At 65.6% G+C, this 18370-nt stretch carries 18 protein-coding genes; 13 read left to right on the top strand and 5 right to left on the bottom strand.

Translation table 11 applies throughout. The annotated features are described in order from the left end of the window. The first annotated feature begins 41 nt into the window (after positions 1–41). A complete protein-coding gene (locus tag ABD297_RS01105) occupies positions 42–1091 on the top strand; it encodes an IS110 family RNA-guided transposase (protein ID WP_344252276.1) in 1050 nt (349 codons plus the stop codon). Positions 1092–1419: 328 nt separating this feature from the next. Here the strand turns inward: ABD297_RS01105 and ABD297_RS01100 are convergent, their stop codons facing one another. From ABD297_RS01100 to ABD297_RS01090, 3 genes are all read right to left on the bottom strand, one after another. Next, on the bottom strand, positions 1420–2691 hold the full coding sequence (locus ABD297_RS01100; protein ID WP_344252274.1) for an acetyl-CoA hydrolase/transferase family protein: 1272 nt from the start codon (positions 2689–2691) through the stop codon (positions 1420–1422). Further along, complete coding sequence (locus tag ABD297_RS01095; RefSeq protein ID WP_344252273.1) at positions 2688–3068, bottom strand: cobalamin-dependent protein; 381 nt, start codon at positions 3066–3068, stop codon at positions 2688–2690. Before ABD297_RS01095 ends, ABD297_RS01100 begins: the two co-directional genes overlap by 4 nt. Positions 3069–3221: 153 nt before the next feature. Next, positions 3222–3788, bottom strand: a complete 567-nt coding sequence (locus ABD297_RS01090; RefSeq protein ID WP_344252272.1) for a TetR/AcrR family transcriptional regulator — start codon at positions 3786–3788, stop codon at positions 3222–3224. Positions 3789–3934: 146 nt separating this feature from the next. Here ABD297_RS01090 and ABD297_RS01085 point away from each other — a divergent pair, with 146 nt between their 5' ends. The 12 genes from ABD297_RS01085 (at position 3935) to ABD297_RS01030 (ending at position 15770) form a co-directional block, all read left to right on the top strand. Next, positions 3935–5518 (top strand): class I adenylate-forming enzyme family protein, encoded by a 1584-nt coding sequence (locus ABD297_RS01085; protein ID WP_344252271.1) that lies wholly within the window; start codon positions 3935–3937, stop codon positions 5516–5518. Continuing rightward, a complete protein-coding gene (locus tag ABD297_RS01080) occupies positions 5515–6687 on the top strand; it encodes an acyl-CoA dehydrogenase family protein (protein ID WP_344252270.1) in 1173 nt (390 codons plus the stop codon). The genes ABD297_RS01085 and ABD297_RS01080 overlap by 4 nt, the downstream gene beginning before the upstream one ends. After that, positions 6684–7484 carry an SDR family oxidoreductase gene (locus tag ABD297_RS01075; protein ID WP_344252269.1) on the top strand — a complete coding sequence of 267 codons (801 nt, stop codon included), beginning with the start codon at positions 6684–6686 and terminating at the stop codon, positions 7482–7484. The genes ABD297_RS01080 and ABD297_RS01075 overlap by 4 nt, the downstream gene beginning before the upstream one ends. Continuing rightward, positions 7481–7942, top strand: coding sequence for a PaaI family thioesterase (locus ABD297_RS01070; RefSeq protein ID WP_344252268.1), 462 nt, complete (start codon positions 7481–7483; stop codon positions 7940–7942). The genes ABD297_RS01075 and ABD297_RS01070 overlap by 4 nt, the downstream gene beginning before the upstream one ends. Beyond that, positions 7929–9059 carry an acyl-CoA dehydrogenase family protein gene (locus ABD297_RS01065; RefSeq protein ID WP_344252266.1) on the top strand — a complete coding sequence of 377 codons (1131 nt, stop codon included), beginning with the start codon at positions 7929–7931 and terminating at the stop codon, positions 9057–9059. The genes ABD297_RS01070 and ABD297_RS01065 overlap by 14 nt, the downstream gene beginning before the upstream one ends. A gap of 40 nt (positions 9060–9099) precedes the next feature. Continuing rightward, a complete protein-coding gene (locus tag ABD297_RS01060; RefSeq protein WP_344252265.1) occupies positions 9100–9870 on the top strand; it encodes an enoyl-CoA hydratase/isomerase family protein in 771 nt (256 codons plus the stop codon). Between the two features lie 3 nt (positions 9871–9873). Then, positions 9874–10809, top strand: a complete 936-nt coding sequence (locus ABD297_RS01055; RefSeq protein WP_344252264.1) for a CaiB/BaiF CoA transferase family protein — start codon at positions 9874–9876, stop codon at positions 10807–10809. Then, entirely contained in the window at positions 10793–12292 is a 1500-nt protein-coding gene (locus ABD297_RS01050) for a class I adenylate-forming enzyme family protein (RefSeq protein ID WP_344252263.1), read from the top strand. The genes ABD297_RS01055 and ABD297_RS01050 overlap by 17 nt, the downstream gene beginning before the upstream one ends. 66 nt (positions 12293–12358) lie before the next feature. Further along, complete coding sequence (locus tag ABD297_RS01045) at positions 12359–13510, top strand: acyl-CoA dehydrogenase family protein (protein ID WP_344252262.1); 1152 nt, start codon at positions 12359–12361, stop codon at positions 13508–13510. 1 nt (position 13511) lies between these two features. Beyond that, positions 13512–14162 (top strand): transglutaminase-like domain-containing protein, encoded by a 651-nt coding sequence (locus ABD297_RS01040; RefSeq protein WP_344252261.1) that lies wholly within the window; start codon positions 13512–13514, stop codon positions 14160–14162. A 3-nt stretch (positions 14163–14165) separates the two neighbouring features. Continuing rightward, the gene (locus ABD297_RS01035) at positions 14166–14981 is read left to right on the top strand and encodes an enoyl-CoA hydratase-related protein (RefSeq protein WP_344252260.1); all 816 of its coding nucleotides are present in this window, start codon (positions 14166–14168) and stop codon (positions 14979–14981) included. A gap of 3 nt (positions 14982–14984) precedes the next feature. Then, positions 14985–15770 carry an enoyl-CoA hydratase-related protein gene (locus ABD297_RS01030; RefSeq protein WP_344252259.1) on the top strand — a complete coding sequence of 262 codons (786 nt, stop codon included), beginning with the start codon at positions 14985–14987 and terminating at the stop codon, positions 15768–15770. A gap of 33 nt (positions 15771–15803) precedes the next feature. Here ABD297_RS01030 and ABD297_RS01025 read toward each other — a convergent pair whose 3' ends face one another. Continuing rightward, positions 15804–16700: a hydroxymethylglutaryl-CoA lyase gene (locus ABD297_RS01025; RefSeq protein WP_344252258.1), complete on the bottom strand. Its 897-nt coding sequence runs from the start codon at positions 16698–16700 to the stop codon at positions 15804–15806. Next, complete coding sequence (locus tag ABD297_RS01020; protein WP_344252257.1) at positions 16697–18295, bottom strand: acyl-CoA mutase large subunit family protein; 1599 nt, start codon at positions 18293–18295, stop codon at positions 16697–16699. The genes ABD297_RS01025 and ABD297_RS01020 overlap by 4 nt, the downstream gene beginning before the upstream one ends. Between the last annotated feature and the right edge of the window lie 75 nt (positions 18296–18370).

The following is an 18370-nucleotide window of genomic DNA, read 5'->3' as shown; positions in this document are numbered from 1 at the left end:
CACTTGGCCACCAGCGGGGACCTGGGCTTGGCCATTGACATGTGCACGCACGATCGGTCGCGGCAGCGGCGATCGATGGCGTCACGGGTGAGCTGTTCCACGCGCGATTGACCCCGTCATACGAACACATCCAGTCTTGGCTGGCCGATCTGCCCGGGCCGGTCGCGGTGACCTACGAGGCCGGTCCGACGGGGTTCGGGCTGGCGCGGGCGTTGGACGCGGCCGGGGTACGGTGCGTGGTCGCGGCACCCTCGAAGCTGCAGCGGCCGGTGGGTGTCCGGGTCAAGACCGACGCCAGGGACGCGGTCCACCTGGCTCGGCTGCTGCGGTTGGACGAGGTCACCGCGGTGACCGTCCCGACCGTCGCGGCCGAGGCGGCGCGGGACCTGGTCCGGGCCCGTGAGGACTGTCGTGGCGATCTGATGCGGGCCCGGCACCGGCTGTCGAAACTGCTGCTGCGTCAGGGCATCGTGTACTCCGGCGGGCAGGCGTGGACCGGCGCGCACGACGTGTGGCTGCGCCGCCAGCACCTCGACGCGCCGGCTACCCGGGTGGCGTTCGAGTCCGACTACGACGCGGTCCTGACGGTGAAGGCGCGCAGAGACCGGCTCGACGCGGCGATCGCGGCGATGGCCGCTGACAGTGAGTTCACCCCGATGGTGCGCCGCCTGGGCGGCCTGCGGGGAGTGTCGACGTTGACCGCGTTCGCCCTCGCTGTGGAGATCGGCGACTGGCACCGGTTCACCGGTAACTCGATCGGCTCGTTCGTCGGGCTGGTCCCCTGCGAGTACTCCTCGGGCGCGTCCCGGATCCAGGGGGCGGTGACCAAGACCGGCAACGGCCACGCCCGGCGGCTGCTGGTCGAGGCCGCCTGGCACCACCGCGCCCGGTACGTCGCGGGCAAGACGATGCGCGACCGGTGGGACCTCGCATCGCCGGCCGCCCGGGCCCGTGGTGATGAGGGCAACCGGCGGCTGCATCACCGCTGGGTCGTGTTCATCGAGCGCCTCAAACGACACACCGTCGCCAACGTCGCGATCGCCCGCGAGCTGGCCGGCTGGTGCTGGTCGTTGGCTGTCATGGACGACTGACTACCCCTGAGCGGCTTCGCCGACCGAGGTCGGTTGGTGGCAGCGCGAGGAACGAGATCCGCGACACAGCTATGAGCAGCCAATCCCTCTGGGAGACAGCGACGCTCGACTCTAGACACGCGGCCCCCGTTCCTGCCGAACCACCGTCCTGCGGTACCCAACCCGCGCATATCAGTCTGACCGGGCGTCGCCAACGACACGCTCGCCAGCCACCTCACGACGAAGCAGAGGCGCCGTCAGGACTGACCCGTGTCCCGACGGCGCCTCACCCTGCCCCTTGACAGGAAGGCACTACATATCAGTTGAGTGGTGGATCCAGGCTCAAACGTCAGGCCAGTGCTCCACCCCAGGACTTCGCGGTCCGTGTGGCTTCCAATTGATCGCGGTGAGACGGATGAGCGATGCTGATGAGCGACTCCGCGCGCTGCCCCAGGGTCTTCCCGGCGAGTTCGGCAATGCCATATTCGGTCACGACGTACTGCACGGAGTGTCGGGGGACCGTGGCCGGGCCGTTGAGCTGGGGCACGATTCGCGAGAACTTCCCGTCGCCCGCGGTGGACGAGATGGCGATGACCGAAATGCCACCTTCGGACATCGTGGCGCCCTCAATGAAGTCGAACGACCCTCCCGCGCCGCTGATCTGGCGGCCGCGTAGTACTTCGGCGTTGACCGCTCCGCAGAGGTCCACTTCCAGAGCAGTGTTGACCGACACGAAGTTCGGCACCTGTGCTATTGACTGGGGACTGAGGACGACCGCGGAGGGGTACAGGGTCACGTCAGGGTTCCGGTCGGCGAACTCGAGGAGGCGTGTGCTGCCCATGAGCTCGGCGCCGACCAGGAATGGCCGACCCTGGCGGCGTCCCACGCCGCTCTGTTGATACAGGTCGACCATGCTGTCGATGCCCATGCCCCAGAATCGCAGATCGTCGGGACTGCCTTGTTCCAGCAGGGCCTTGAGCAGAGCCTCGGAAACCGCCCCGATCCCCACCTGCAGTGTCGCGTGGTCCGGGATGAGCTCGCGGACGTGGACTGCGATCTGTTTGGCCTCCTCGGTCAGTACTGCCTCTCGATAGGAGCGGCCCGGACCGGGTGCCTCGACGAGGGCCGCGATTCGGTCGAGGTGCAGGACGGTCTCGCCGCAGGTGTAGGGAAACTCCGGATGCACCTCGGCAACGACCTTGCGCGCCATCTGGGCGATCGGAAGCGGATAGCTCACCGAAGGGCCAAAGCTGTGGAATCCGAAACGGTCCGCCTCGCTGACTGAGCACAGGAGTACGTCGACACCAGTGCGCAAGAGGTGGTCGACGACCCTGCCGCCGCGTATTGGGAAGAAGCCGACCCGGCCTGACGCCACGGCGTCGCGGATGGGAGCCATGGTGTGCCATGTGTCGAACGTGAGGTGCCGGAGAGCCTCGTCGCTGGCGAAGGGATACTCATCCAGGAGAAGCCCGCAGAGGATTCGGCTCCCTTTGAGGCGTTCTGCCTGGCTGGCAAGCTCGGCGACCAACGAGGCCGGCTCGCCCATCCCTGGGGAGATGACGACGGTGTCACCCGGCTTGACGTGTTCGGCGATGGCTGCGGCGGCCGTAATCGGAGTCATCGCCGTTCCCCGATCACACGACGGACTTCGGCGACGATGGTCTCACCTGAGGTGCCCACCCCGAGTACGGCGTCGGCCCCCGCCTCCCGTAACTGCTCTACGTCGCGCTGGGCAATCGTCCCCCCAACCACCACAGCGATGTCGTCGCCCGACTCGGCCAGGGCGTCCACCACCTCACGGGTCAGTGCGAGGTGGCTGCCGGAAAGAAAACTCAGGCCGACCACCGAGACGTCCTCGCTGATGGCTGCCCTCGCGATGGCAGCGGGCGAGTTGCGCAAGCCGAGATAGATCACCTCGAAGCCCGCGTCTCTAAGGGTCCGTGCGACCACCTTGACTCCGCGGTCGTGCCCGTCGAGGCCGACCTTCGCGAGCAGCACCCGGTGTCGGGTCTGTCCACTCTTCAACCGACACCTCCTGTTTGCTTGCCCGCAAGCAATATGGCACAGATGCTCGCGGCGTGCAAATGTCGCTCCACCAAACTGGTGGATCCGGCGGGCGCGAGTGCTCGCGATCGCTCCCGCCGGAGGTGATCAGTGGGCCCGGTAGCCCTTCGCCAGGAGGTCGACGCTCATGGCCGCCATCTCGTCGGGGTTGATTGGCCCCGTGGGGTGGTACCACCGGTACATGCAGTTCAAGGCGCCCAGAAGGGTGTAGACGGTGAACTTGGGGTTGCTGGGCGTTAACTGGCCCGCTGTCACACCGTCGCGATACGCGTCTATCAGTCGATCGGTGTATGCGCGGCGCCGCGCCTGTACGTCGGGACGGATGTCCGCAGGCAGCTCGGCGTTCTCGCTCAGGAGGATCGTGACGAGGTCAATGTTGCGCGCAACAATGCGCGCATGAGACTCGAGGAGCCTGTCGAAGAGCAGTGCCTCTTCCCCCTCCTCGCCGATGGCGTCCGCCGCCAACTCGAAGTAGTCCATGACGCGGGAGAACAGTGCCAGAAGGACGTCGACCTTCCTGGGGAAGTGGTAGTACAACGCCTGCCTGGTGACGCCTATCTGACTGGCGACGTGGCTAAGGTTGGTCGCCCGGTACCCACGTTCGGCGAACACCTCTTGAGCCCTGTCCAGAACATCTTCGCGGTTGACTCGCATGGCTCGAGGCACTCCTCCCCTGGTACGCCGCTCCGGCTCTGACGCGTTCCTGTCGACCCCCTTGACAGCCATCACCCTAGCCACCTATTCTCAGTTTGCTTGCAGGCAAGCAAACTATCGCGGCCGGAGGGATAGTAGAGTTCGACATGACGAATCTTGGTTCTTTCATCAGTGGGCATGCGCAAGAATATCCTGACAAGACCGCGCTGATTACAAGCCAGCGCCGTCTCACCTACTCCGAGTATGACGAGCGGACGAACCGCCTGGCTAATGGGCTGCACACTCTGGGCGTCCACAAGGGCGACAAGGTGGCAACGGTGTTGGAGGGCTGCGCCGAGTACGCCGAGCTGTTCTTTGCTTGCGCCAAGATGGGGGCCGTCATGGTGCCAATGGTGACCCGGCGCCTCGATGACGAGATTGACGCACTCGTCAGCATGAGCGAGAGTTCAATACTGGTCGTCGCTTCCGATCACTCTGAGCGAGTCGCCCAGATGAGAGCGCGTGGACTGCTCCGCGACCTGCGGTATCTGATCCACATCGGACCGGCGGGCCCGAGCGAGCGCGGGCGAGCAGAGGAAGGGATTCTCGACTACGAGCAGATCCTCGCCGAGGCCCCGGCCGACCAGCCTCCGACGACAGCAGGCGGCACCGACCCGGTGATTCTCCTGTCAACCGGAGGCACCACGGGTCTGCCCAAACTCGCGATCCACACGCATGAGTCCCTTCTGTGGAATGTCTTCAACTTCCACTGGAATGTGGGCTTCCGCCACGACGATGTGTGCCTGACCAATCTGCCCCAGTACCACTCCGGCGGAATGAACTGTTTCACCGTCGTGAATGGCGTTCTGGGGCTGACGGGCATCATCGTCCATCACTTCGACCCAGCGGAGTTCCTCCGGACGCTTGAGGAGGAGCGAGTCACCTACCTGTTGCTGATGCCGCCGGTCCTTTACGACTGGCTTGTCAAGGCCGGGGCCGACAAGTACGACCTGACCGCGCTTCGTGTCTTCTTCACGGCTGGCGGAAACTTCTTCAACCGCGACAAGGTTCGCGCCAACCTCCCGCACAGCGAGATCTTCTACCTGTACGGCCAGAGTGAGACTGTCGGGGCGACGACGATCCTGCGTGGACCGAGCATCTTCTCGCGCGGCGACTCCGTCGGGCGGGTGCAGCCAGTCATGGATTGGCGACTGGTTGACGCCCTTGGTGAAGATGTGGAGGCGGGCGTTCCTGGTGAGCTGGTCCTTCGCGGTCCGAATCTCTTCAGCGGCTACTACGGCAACGCAGCGGAGACCGACAACGCCTGGCGGGATGGCTGGTTCCACAGCGGAGACATGCTGAGCGCTGACGTGGACGGCTTCATGTACTTCGAGGGGCGAACGAAGGACGTCATAAAGACGGGCGGAGAGAACGTCTACGCCGTGCGCGTCGAGGCGGCCCTTACGGCGCACCCGGCGATCAAGGAAGTCGCAGTCATCGGAAGACCTGACCCAAAGTGGGGCGAGCAGGTCTGCGCTTGCGTCGTACTAGAGGACGGCCATTCCGTCACTGCCGAAGAGCTGGTGCGCAGCTGCCGCGCCGCACTCGCTGGATTCGAGATCCCTCGCGCCTACTTCGTGGTCGACTCGCTACCAACCAACCCGGTGGGCAAGATCCTCAAACAGCAAATTCGTGACGCCATCGAGGAAGGCGAACTCCGCCCACTAGGAGCGCAGGGTGCCAGTTCATGAGCGCCACACGACTGCCCTCCATGGACCGGGCTCGCTTCGAGGTGGCGTTCGCGCCGGAACACGACAGCGTGCGCTCCACCGTGAAGAAACTCTGCGATAAGTTTATCAGTCCACTGGTCGAGGAGGCGGAACGCTCGGCGACCTTCCCGGTCGAGCTGTTCCCCGCTCTGGGCGCCGCCGGCTACCTGTGTGCTCGCATCCCCGCTGACCGGGGCGGTCCGGACATGGACAAGATTTCCGAGTGCATCATTTCTGAAGAGATGATGTACGTCAATCGCGGCATCGGCACATCGGTATTCGCGCACTCCCACCTCGGCACCTTCCCCATCTCAGCTTTCGGTACGCCCGAACAGCGTGATCGCTTTCTCGCACCAGCGATCAACGGCGATCGGATCGCCGCGTTCGCCCTAACCGAACCCGAGGCCGGCTCCGATGTACAGAGCATTCGCACCAGCGCCCACAAGTGCGACGGCGGCTGGAGGCTCAAAGGCAGCAAGATGTACACGACTAACGGCACGATTGCAGACTTCGTGATCGTGGCGGCCTATGTTGACCGCGAGAAGGGGTACGACGGGATCGGGCTCTTCATCGTCGAAGCCGGCAGCGAGGGACTGACCAGGGTCAAGCTGGACAAAGAGGGCAGTCGTTCCTCCGACACGGCGCAACTCTTCTTTGAAGACACCTTCGTGCCGGACGACTGCGTTCTGACAACCGAGGGCGGGTTCCGGCTACTAATGAAAACGCTTGATGAGGGCCGGGTAACCGTTGCGGCGGGAGCGGTCGGGCTCGCTCGCCGGGCGTTCGAGGCTGCGCTGGACTACGCCGCGACCCGAGAAGCGTTCGGGCAACCGATCGGCCGTTTCCAGGTGATCGGGCACCAGTTAGCCACGCTGGCGACCGAGATCGATGCGGCCCGCCTGATGGTCTACCGCGCCGCCACCCTGGTGGACCGAGGCGCCCCCTTCAGCGCCGAAGCCTCCATGGCCAAGGTTTATGCGACCGAAGTCGCCGTGCGTACCGCCGTCGCGGCGCGTCACATCTACGGAGGCGCCGGCGAGCTACCCGATGCGCTGGTAGGACGTTTCCTCCGGGACGCGCAGAACCTGACTGTCGGCGAAGGCACATCCGAGATCCAGAGAAACATCATCGCCAAGGGACTGGGCCTGTGATCCGGGGCAATGCCCTGGTCACCGGAGCCTCGCGAGGTATCGGTTCGGCCACCGCGGTCCGCCTGGCTGAACTCGGCGCCGACACCGTGGTCGTGCATCATCGCAACAGCCCGGAGGCCGCCGAGCGCACTGCCGAGGCGGTGAGGCAGGCGGGCGCGGAGGCCCTGTGCGTGGCCGCCGACCTCGAAGAGGCCGACGCGGTCGATGCGATGTTCGTTGAGCTCGGTCGGGACCTGGGCTCGCTGGACGTCCTGGTGGCCAATGCCGCGGCGAGCTCGTTCAAGCCGTTGCTGGACACTCACGACGAGAACATCCGCAGGACCAGCCGCATCACCGTCAACGCCCTGCTTCAGTGCGTACGAGCGATGACCTCGCTGACCGAGACCGGGGGGGCGATCGTCGTCGTGTCCGGGATCGACGTTTCGCAAGCCATGGTCGGTCACGGCCTCCTCGGGTCGATGAAGGCCGCGGCCGAGACGCTGAGTATGTACCTCGCCGCCGAGCTCGGACCCCGGGGATTCCGAGTAAACGCAGTTCGCCCGGGGCTGACCCTCACCGACTCCGCCCGCACCTACAGCGAACGTGTCTTCGGCGATAGCGCGGAGTTCGAAAGGCTGCTGGTCTCGCTGACCCCGGCTCGCCGAGCCGGAACCCCTGAGGATGTCGCGAATGTTATCGGCTTCCTGTGCTCGGAGGAGGGCGCCTGGATCAACGGGCAGGTCCTGGTCGCGGACGGCGGTCTGAGCGCCGTCTCACCGACCGACCTGATCACCAGTGGGCGTCGCAGCGACCAATGACTACCGAGGAATCGAAAGCCATCGAGCATATGAACTCGTTCCCTGTCTACCAGCTCGTGGGGATGCGCGTCACGGAGATGTCCGGCGGTCGGGCGGAAGTCGTCCTGGACGATATCGGCGAACGCCATTTCGGAGGCATGGAAGGCCACAAGGCCGTCCACGGCGGAATAATCGCGACCCTTGGCGACGCTGCCATGAGCCGAGCCCTGGCCTCCTCCATCGGGTTCGACCAGCCGTTCGCCACAATCAGTCTTAGCGTGGAGTACCTCCGTCCGCTCGTGGGCGACCGCGCAGCGGCCCATGGCAGGACCATCCGCCACGGGCGCCGTCTGGCGTTCGCCGAAGCCAGGGTGTGCGACAGCGAGGGCCGCGACTGCGCGGTCCTGCACGCGGCGTTCGCGCTCGGTCTCGAATCCGCCACCCGCACCGTCCAGGGAGCAGCAGATGAAGCTGAATGATGAGCAGCGGGAATTCCAGTCGCTGGCGCGGCTCGTGTCCGAGAGGCAGCTGGCGCCGCTGGCGCCGCTGGCCGACGTCGAGGACGGCTTCGACCGGGACGCCTGGGAGGTGCTGCGAGAGCACGACTTCGTCGGCCTGGCGATCGATGAGGAGCACGGCGGACTCGGGCGAGGGGTGGTCACCGGGAGCCTTATCATCGAGGAGCTGGCAAGAAACCACGCCTCCGTCGCCCTTTGCTTCCTGGTCCCCTACATTTTCGCGGCGGCGCTGGCCGACAGCGACGACCTGGCAGCCCGGTACCTGCCGAAGCTTGCGTCGGGTGAGGCGCTGGGCGCCTTCCTCCTGACCGAGCCGGGATCGGGCTCGGACGCCGCGTCCATCACGACCCGGGCGGAGCTCAATGGCGACTCCTACGTCGTCAACGGCACGAAACACTTCATCACCAACGGCGACGTTGCCGACCTCGGCCTGCTCTATGCGAGGACCGGGGGTCCTGGGGGCAGCGGCATCTCGGCGTTCGTCCTTGAGATGGACACGCCGGGAGTCACCATCGGCCGTCACGAGCAGAAAATGGGCTTGCGGGGCTGCAGCTTGGTGGAGGTTCGGTTCGAGAACGCACGAGTCCCCGTCATCAACCTCATCGGTCAGGAGGGCACGGGACTTCGAGTTGCCCTCACCGGACTCGACTTCGCCCGGGTCCTGGTCGCCTCGCTCGCCGTCGGCCTGGCACAGGGCGCGCTCGATATGGCCCTCGAGTATGCGAAGGGTCGCGAGCAGTTCGGCCGACCGGTCACGAGCAACCAGGGCCTTCAGTGGCTTATCGTCGATCAGCAGATGGCCATCGCCGCGAGCAGGGAGCTTGCGCTGGAGGCGGCCAGGAAGGTCGAGGAGCACGAGCCGGACGCTCTCCAATACGCCTCCATGGCCAAGGCCTTCTGCACCGACATGTGCATGCAGGTCACCACCAACGCAGTGCAGATCTTCGGCGGTTACGGCTACCTGCGTGACTACGGCGTCGAGCGGATGATGCGGGACGCGAAGATCCTGCAGATCTTCGAGGGCACCAATCAGATCCAGCGTATCGCCGTGGCCCGGTCCATCATGGGACGTGAGTGACATGGGTGACGTGAGTGATGTGGGGGCACGGGGCGTCCGCGTGTACAGGCAGCTGCACGGCTCGCGCCACACCTTGGTCATCGACGGGCCCAAGACCCTCAACGCCATCGACGAGGAATCGATGGCCGAGATCAGGGACGGGGTCGCGGCTGCAGCGGAGGATCCGCAGTGCCGTCTGCTTGTGCTCCAGGGCGCCAACGGAGCCTTCAGCTCCGGCGCGGACCTCAAACTCGTCGAGAGCCTCTCCCCGCGGAATGCGGGGAAGGACTTCCGCCGGCTGCTGGCTGGCCTGCGCGGAGTCACCGAGTCCATCGAGGCCGCCGAGGTTCCGGTGGTGGCTGCCATCGACGGGGTATGTGTCGGCGGGGGCCTGGAGATAGCGCTGGCCTGCGATGTCCGGCTGGGCACCCCCCGAAGCCGGCTCGGTCTTCCCGAGGTCCGGATGGGAATCATCCCCGACCTGGGAGGGACCCAGCGCCTCGCATCCTTCGTCGGGCTTGGGCGCGCTCGGATGCTGGCGATGACGGGCTCGATCCTCGAAGCCGCGGAGGCCCACCGGATCGGACTGCTCGATGTCCTCACCGAGGACATCGGGCGGGCTCTGGACGACCTGGAGCGGACATTCGCCGGGCTGGGGCCGCTGGCCGTGGGCCTGGTTAAGCGGGCGGTGAACGCCTCGCGGGACTGCGACCTGCGCACCGGCCTGGAGCTCGAGGCCGCGCTCCAAGGTCAGCTGCTCTCGTCGGAGGACTTCCAGGAGGGTGCCGCGGCCCTGATGACCAAGCGGCCCCCGAAGTTCGCAGCGAGGTGACTGATGCTGAGTGACGTGCGGGTCCTCGAGCTCGGGGTGTTCTTGCCGGTCCCCTATGCGGCACGCTGGCTGGCCTACCTGGGTGCGGAGGTCATCAAGGTCGAGCCGCCTGGTGGCGACCCTATGCGCGCGCTGTCCTCGGCGGAGGGCTACTTCACCCAGATCAACCAGGGCAAGACGCTGCGTGAGCTCGACCTTCGCGACCCCGACGACCTGGCCACGTGCCTGGGACTCGCCGCGACCTGCGACGTCGTGATCGAAGGGTTCCGCCCGGGCGTGGTCGAGCGTCTCGGCGTGGGGTACGACGCCGTGCGCACCCTGCGACCCGACATCATCTACTGCTCCATCTCCGGGTTCGACCGCGATGGTCCAGCGGCCATGAAGGCTGGCCACGACATCAACTACCTCGCCTTGTCGGGTGCGCTCGGGCGCGCGCCCAGGCTGCCGGCCCTGCCCATAGTTGACTTCACCAGCAGCATCGCCGCCGTCGTCGCCGTGGCGTCGGCGTTGTTCGCTCGGGAACGGGGCAACGGGGGGCGCCACCTTGACGTGCCGATGATGCGCGTCGCGCATGCATTGGCCGCGCCGGGGATACGGGACGACAGCATCGCCACCAGCATCTTGGCGCAGGAGACCCCGTGCTACGGACTGTTCGAGACCAGCGACGCCAAGCTCCTGGCATTCGGAGCGATCGAACCGAAGTTCTGGAAGGCGTTCTGCGACGCGGCTGGCGCTCCGGAGCTGATCGACCGCCAGTACTCCCCGGCCGCCAAACCGGCGATGGAGCAACTGGTCCGCGCCCGGACCCGAGACGACTGGGCTGCCCGGCTGGCCGAGGTCGACTGCTGTGTGGAGCCGGTGCTGCTACCCGGCGAGGTGACTGCGGCATTCGATCCGCTGCGACACGAGATGGAGGCAAGACATGAATCAGGCTTATGAGCTGCTCCGTAAGAATGTGCTCCGGCATCCGGACAAGATCGCCATCAGCTTCGGTGAGGAGACGGTGACGTTCGCGGACCTCGAGCGTCAGGTCAACCGGGTGGCCAATGCGCTGGTTGGTCTCGGTGTGCGCAAGGGTGATGTGCTCGCGCACTCGTCGCCGAACTGCCTTGAGGTCGTGATCTACACGTTCGCCGCTTGGCGGCTGGGCGCCATCGTCACGGCGGTCAATCCCCTCTTCAAGCGCGACGAGGTTATCAGCGTCGCCAACGACTCCCCTGTTGACGTCATCCTGGCCTGTGCCTCGGTCGCGAACCTGGTCGAGGAGATCCGGGACGAACTGCCCCATCTGCGCCACCTCGTTCGTATCGACGCCTGGGATGGGCTGTTGGCGCTGGGCTCGGACGACTGGTGTCCGATCGTGGAGTGCTCTCCCGACGACGAGTGCAGCCGGTTCTACACGTCCGGGACCACCGGTCACCTGCGCGGTGCCCGGCATACGCACGAGTCCACACGGGCCATCGGTCAGGCGATCGTGGTCAACCAGAAGCTGCAGGAGAACGACATCTGTCTCAGCCCGATGCCGCTGTTCTACATGTTCGCGAACTGCGTGGTGCTCTACGCGCCGTTCGAGGTCGGTGCCTCGATCGTGCTTGTGGAGCGGTTCACGTCCGGGGCCGAGTGCAACGACTGGCTCACCCACCACCAGGTGACGTGGTACGCCGGCGTGCCGACCACGCTGGTGCGGATGCTGCATGAGCACGACCCGGCACGGCACCGTTTCTACCTCAGGTGTGTCTTCACCGCGGGGTCCAAGATGCCACCCGACCTGATCGCTCAGTGCGAGCAGGTCCTGGGATGTCCTGTGGTCGAGCACTACGGCCTCACCGAATGCCCGCCGGTGTTCTCCAACCACCCGTTCATGGTGCGGAAACCTGGCAAGGTGGGCTACCCGGTCGGCAACCTTTACGTGCGGCTCGAGCGCGCGGACGGCGCTGAGGCCGCGGACGGCGAGGCCGGGGAGGTGCTGGTGAAGGGGACCATGGTCTGCCACGCGTACTGGAACCGCCCCGACGCGAACCGGGAGACCTTCATCGACGGTGGTTGGATGCGGACTGGCGACGTGGCAGTGCGGGATTCCGATGGCTACTACGAAATCGTGGACCGGATCAAAGACCTCATCATCACCGGAGGGGCAAATATCTACCCCATGGAGGTGGAGAACACTCTATACAAGCACCCGGCAGTCGGGATGTGTGCGGTCGTGGGCATCCCCGATTCGGAGATGGGCGAGCTGGTCCGCGCCCACATAGTCCTCAAACCGGGCCACAGCGCCAGTGAGAGCGAGATCATCGAATTCGCTCGGGCGAGACTCGCCCATTTCAAGGCCCCTCGCAGCGTGGTCTTTCGTGATGAGTTGCCCATGACCGCCAACAACAAGATCCTCAAGCGGGTCCTCCGCCACGAGACGGATGAACCGTAGGTCATCTGGACCCCGCCACACCGCAAGCGCGCCCCTCACCTTCCGTGAGACTGGAGGCAGCATTCCATGGATTCACTTCGGACCCCTGAACAGAAGGCGATCGCCAATACGGTCGCAAAGATTACGGGCAAGTACGGACACGCCTACTTCGTCGCAAGCGCCCGCGACGGTCGTAAGGTCGAGGAGCTGTGGGACGAGATCGCCGCTGCCGGATACGCAGGAGTCAACCTTCCCGAGAAGTACGGTGGCGGGGGCGGCGGCGTCGCCGACCTGGCAGTCGTGGCCGAGGAGATGGCGGCGCAAGGCTGCCCCCTACTTACCTTGATCGTCTCGCCCGCCATCTGTGGCGGAATCATCGCCCGGCACGGCACCGAGGACCAATGCCGCCGATGGCTGCCCGGTCTCGCGAGCGGGGTGAAGAAGATGGCCTTTGCCATCACCGAACCGGACTCCGGGTCGAACTCCCACGAGATCTCCCTGAGCGCCGAGTACCGCGACGGTCAATGGCATCTCAACGGCGCCAAATACTACGTCTCGATCCTCGACGAGGCGGAGCATGTTCTTGTCGTGGCCCGAACGGGCACCGGCACCGACCGACGGCACCGACACTCGCTGTTCGTCGTGCCCACCAACAGCCCAGGGGTGGCATTCTCGATGATCCCCGTCGAAATGGTGGCCCCTGAGAAGCAGTTCACGCTGACCTTCGACGACGTCCTTGTCGGCGAGGAGAACTTGCTAGGCGCGGCAGGTGAAGGGCTGCAGATTATGTTCGATGGCCTCAACCCCGAGCGGATCATGGCGGCTGCCATCTCCAACGGGATCGGTCGCTACGCCCTGACAAAGGCGGCCGGCTACGCACGTGACCGGCAGGTGTGGGGGGTCCCCATCGGGTCTCACCAGGGCCTGGCACATCCGTTGGCCGAGCAGTACATCCGTCTCCAGCAGTCGAGGCTGATGGCGGTGCATGCCGCGATGCAATTCGACAATGGCGGCGATGCTGGGGAGGCGGCGAACATCGCGAAGTTCGCCGCAGCCGAGGCTTCCCTCGGTGCCCTCGACCAGGCGATCCAGACCCACGGCGGGAACGGCCTTAGCACGGAGTACGGACTGGCGGACCTGTGGTTCGTCGCGCGGTTACTCAGAACGGCCCCCGTGAGCCGGGAGATGATCCTGAATTTCGTGGCCAGTCACAGCCTCGGCCTGCCGAGGTCCTACTGACATGACCGCCACGGACAATCCGCTGTTGCGGGCGACCTTCTTCCTGGACACCGAACATGACGCCATCAAGACGTTCACGAGGCAGGTGACCTCAGACGCGGCCAGCGATGGCCAACGGGCCACGGCACTGTTCGCGGCTGTCCGCGACGAAATCCGTTACAACCCCTACTACATCTCTCAGGAGCCCGCCGACTACCGCGCCAGCAGCGTCCTGACCGGCGGCGCCAACTGGTGTGTGCCCAAGGCCGTGCTGCTTGCAGCGACCGCTCGGGCAGCCGGGATCCCGTGCAGACTAGGGTTCGCCGACGTCCGCAACCATCTGAGCACGCCCAAGCTCCAGGCATTGATGGGGACCGACCTGTTCGTTTACCACGGATACGTCGAGTGGCTGGTCGAGGGCACCTGGAACAAGGTGACGCCGGCCTTCAACAGCGAGCTGTGCGCCAGATCGGGGGTGTCTCCCCTTGAGTTCGAGGTCGGTCACGATGCCCTGATGCACGAGTTCGCCGGGGACGGGCACCAATACATGCAGTACGTCCGCGACCGTGGCACCTTCATAGACCTGCCGCTCGAGGAGATCCTGGCGGCGCTACGGACGACCTACCAAGGCCGAGTCATAGGTTTGATGAACCACACCGGAGAGGAGTTCTAGACGATGGAGGACCTCATGGGAGATCAGCAGTTTGGCGACGTGCTCTACGAAGTGCGAGGGGCGGTGGCATGGGTGACCATCAACCGCCCGCAAAAGCTCAACGCATTCACGATCAACACAGTCCGGGAACTCACCACGGCATTCCGGCTCGCCCAGGCCGACTCCGACGTCGGCGTCATCGTGCTCACCGGTGCTGGCGATCGAGCCTTCTGCGCCGGTGGAGACGTCGGCACGGAGAACGGGGAGACCTTCTCGGCCGGACCCGACTCCTTCGATGCAGTGGTGAAGGAGTTCTACCGGATGATCCGCGACTGTCTGAAGCCGGTCATCGCGCGCGTGCGGGGCTACGCCATCGGCGCAGGGAATCACATGGCCTACATGTGCGACTTCACCATAGCCTCCGACGACTCCACGTTCGGCCAGAACGGCCCCCGCGTCGCAAGCCCCGCAGAGGGGTGGTACGTCAGCTACCTGTGGTCGGTGGTGGGTATGAAACGCGCCAAGGAGATCTGGATGTTGTGCCGCAAGTACACCGCACAGCAGGCCCATGACTGGGGCTTGGTGAACTCGGTGGTGCCGGCCGAACAGCTCGACGACGAGGTACAGCAGTGGTGCGACGAGCTGCTCGCGCTGAGCCCCACCGTTCTCAAGACCGTCAAGAAATCCTTTGACGACTCGTGGGCGCACACGCGTGAAGCCCAGGACCGGTTCCGGATCCTCGACCAGGTCAACCCGGACTTCTTCCCGTCGGGGGAGCAGACCGAGGGTGCCGGAGCCTTCCTGGAGAAGCGGCAGCCCGACTTCTCAGCCTGGAGATGAGGGGTGTTGCTCTTCGAGAACGACAACGTGACTGTCACCTTGGCCAGCGGCGTCGCGACGGTGACCATTGATCGACCGCCCGTCAACGCACTCAACAGGGAGTTGCTCGGGGCGCTCGACGCCGCCGTCGCCGCCGCGGTCAGGTCTCCCGACTCGCACTCAATCCTCCTCACCGGCACCGGGAGGAGATTCGTGGCCGGTGCGGACATCACGATGCTGGCACAGTTGGACGGGCGTTCCGCTGCTGAGTTTGGCAAGATCATCCAGGGCACCTTCAACCGGATCGAGGCCGCCTCGAAGCCCACGGTTGCCGTGATCAACGGAGACGCGCTCGGTGGGGGCCTGGAACTGGCGCTTGCGTGCGACATTAGGTTCGCGGTGGCCGACGCCCGGCTGGGTCTGCCGGAGATCCGACTTGGCCTCGTCCCAGGAGCGGGTGGCACTCAGCGACTCACCGAGGCCCTGGGCAAGCCTCGCGCGCTGGAGATGCTGCTGACCGGGACGCCGCTCCGTGCATCGCAGGCGCTGGACCTGGGCCTGGTGAACGGCGTATTCGACCGGGCCGACCTCGGCAGGGAGGCGTTCGAATGGGCGAGGTCTCTTACCGCCGGGCCGCCGTTGGCCTATGCCGCCGCCAAGGCCTGTGTGCGGACGAACCTGACCGCGGGACGTGATCGCGGGTTCCTCGAGGAGGTCAAGTCCTTGGAGAATCTGGTCGACACCGCCGACGGCAGAGAGGGGGTTGCGGCATTCCTTCAGAAGCGCGCCCCGCACTTCCGCGGCTGCTGATCCGCATCCGCCGACCGGTCGCCAGGTGGCTAGCTACTTCTCGGCCAGAGTCGCCCGCATGACTGCGCTGTCCAGGACCCGGTCGAAGAGCCTGGCCGCATGGGCGGCGACGCGCACCAGGGCGTCCAAGTCGATACCGGTGCTCACGCCCATCTGCTCGAACATGTTGACCAGGCCTTCGGTCGCGACGTTGCCGGCGGCACCGGGAGCGAACGGACAACCGCCCAGGCCGCCCACGGAGGCGTCGAAGGTCCGCACGCCCGCCTCGTACGCCGCGTAGGCGTTGGCTGCTCCGAGTCCGCGCGTGTCGTGGAAGTGGGCACCGAAGCTGATCTCGGGGAAGCCCTCGATCAGCGAGGAGTACAGGTCGGTCACTTGTCGCGGGTTGCCCAGGCCCACCGTGTCGCCCAGCACCAGCTCGTCGAAGCCGAACCCGATGGCCTGCTCGGCCAATGCCAGGATCCGCTCGGGGGCGATCTCGCCCTCCACGGAACAGCCGAAGGCGGTCGCGAGGGTGAGGGTCAGCCGGACGTCGGACTGGTTGGCGGTGGCGAGCAACTTCGGCAGCGCCTTCATCGCCTCAGCCGCGCTCACGCCGAAGTTCCGCCGGTTGATCTCGTCGCTGGCGGCAACCGCGGTCGTCGCCTCGGTCGCGCCGCTGGCGATGGCACGCTCGAGGCCGCGCTGGTTCGGTACGAAGACCGCGTGAGTGACCGGGGAATCCCCCGGCAGCCGGTGCAGCAGCTCCTCGGCGTCGGCCAGCTGGGGTACTCGGCGGGGGCTGACGAACGAGGTGACTTCGATCCAGCTCAGTCCGGCGCGTTCCAGGCCCTCGATGATCTCAAGTTTGGCGTCGGTACTGAGGATGGTCGACTCGTTCTGGAAGCCGTCGCGCGGCCCGACCTCGCGGATGATGACCTTGTCACTCATACGGTGAGACCCTCCCGGTGCACGCCCATGACCCCTTCGAGGGTGCGTGCGATCTCGCCCACGGTGGCGTAGGTCTCGACCGCGTCGATCATCGCCGGCATCACGTTCTCGGTGCCCTCGGCGGCCGCGCGAAGCACCGCCAGCGAGCGATCGACCTCCGCCTGTGACCGGTCGCGCCGCAGCAGCTTCAGCGCCTCCTGGCGACGTTGCAGAAGGTGCATGTCCGGGGTCCAGACCTCGAACTCCGACTCCTCCTCGTCGGAGCGGTGCACGTTCACCTCGACCCAAGGCCGCTCGCCAGAGTCGATCTGCTGCTGCAAGCGGAACGCGCGCTGCTCGATCTCCTGCTGGATGGCGCCCGACTCCACGCCGGCAACCACTCCGCCGTACTCCTCATCAATGCGGGTCAGCGTCTGCTGGATGCGCTCGGCAATCTCATCGGTCATCGCCTCGACGAAGTACGACCCTCCCAACGGGTCCACCGTAGCCGTGACGTCACTCTCCAAGGCCACGATCTGCTGGGTGCGCAGCGCCAGCATCTGGGTGTGCTCGGTCGGGATCTCGTAGGCCTCGTCGATTGTGGTCCCGAGCATGGCCTGCGCTCCACCCATAGCGGCACCGAGGCAGCCCAGCGTCCCACGCACCAGATTGAGTTCGGGGACTCTCTTGGCGAAGTAGCTGCCGCAGGTCGCAACGCACGTGAAGCGCAGACCCAGGCTGCGGTCACTCGTCGCGCCGAAGTCATCACGCATCATGTGCGCCCAGGTGCGGCGGGCCGCCCGGAACTTCGCTGCCTCCTCGAAGAAGTGCAACCCGGTGCCAAAAAAGAAGGAGATGCGGGGGGCGATCTCGTCGATGGTCAGGCCACGGGCGAGTAGCCGGTCAATGTAGGTGCGGGCAATCGCGAACGACGTCCCGATCTCCTGGTCGGGCGCAGCTCCGGACTCATGCAGCAGCACGCCCCTAAGGTTGAAGGGGTAAAGTTTCGGCATGGTGCGGATGACGAACTCAGCGGTGTCCGTCACGAGGCGCAGAGAGGACTCGACGGGGTAGCGCCAAGTTCCGCGCCCCAAGTACTCATGCAGCAAGTCGTTGGCGACCGTGCCCCTGATCTGGCTCAGATCCGAGCCCTGCCGTTTGGCCACCGCGACCAGCATGGCAACCATGACCGGTGCCATGGAATTGATGTTCATCGACAGCGGAACCTTGTCGAGGGGGACCCCGCTCAGCAGGATCTCGAAGTCGGCGAGAGAATCGACCGCGACGCCGACTCGGCCGACCTCGTGCATCGCCTCCGGGTCATCTGAATCGTAGCCGATCTGGGTTGGCAGGTCGAAGGCGATGTTGGCCCTGCCGTTGCCCTGCTCAAGGAGGTAGCGGAACCGCTGGTTGGCGTCGGCCGCGTCGCCGAAGCCCGAATAGAGGCTCGGTTGCCAGGGCCGCGTTCGGTAGCCATCGGGCGTGATGCTGCGGGTAAACGGGAAGTGGCCGGGGCTTCCGAGCTTGTCCTTGTACGCACCCCCCCGACTGTCGTCGGGTGTGTACTCGGCCCTGATCTCGAAGCCGCTCTCGGCGAGGCGATGTGTGTGTGACATGTGTTCACCCGATCTCGGTTGCCGCCAGATTTGCTACCAGCTCCGATATTGTTGACTTGCTTGCAAGCAAAATAC

Source organism: Terrabacter carboxydivorans (genome assembly GCF_039532035.1).
GTDB lineage: Bacteria > Actinomycetota > Actinomycetes > Actinomycetales > Dermatophilaceae > Terrabacter > Terrabacter carboxydivorans.
This window is presented reverse-complemented; position numbering and strand designations above follow the sequence as displayed.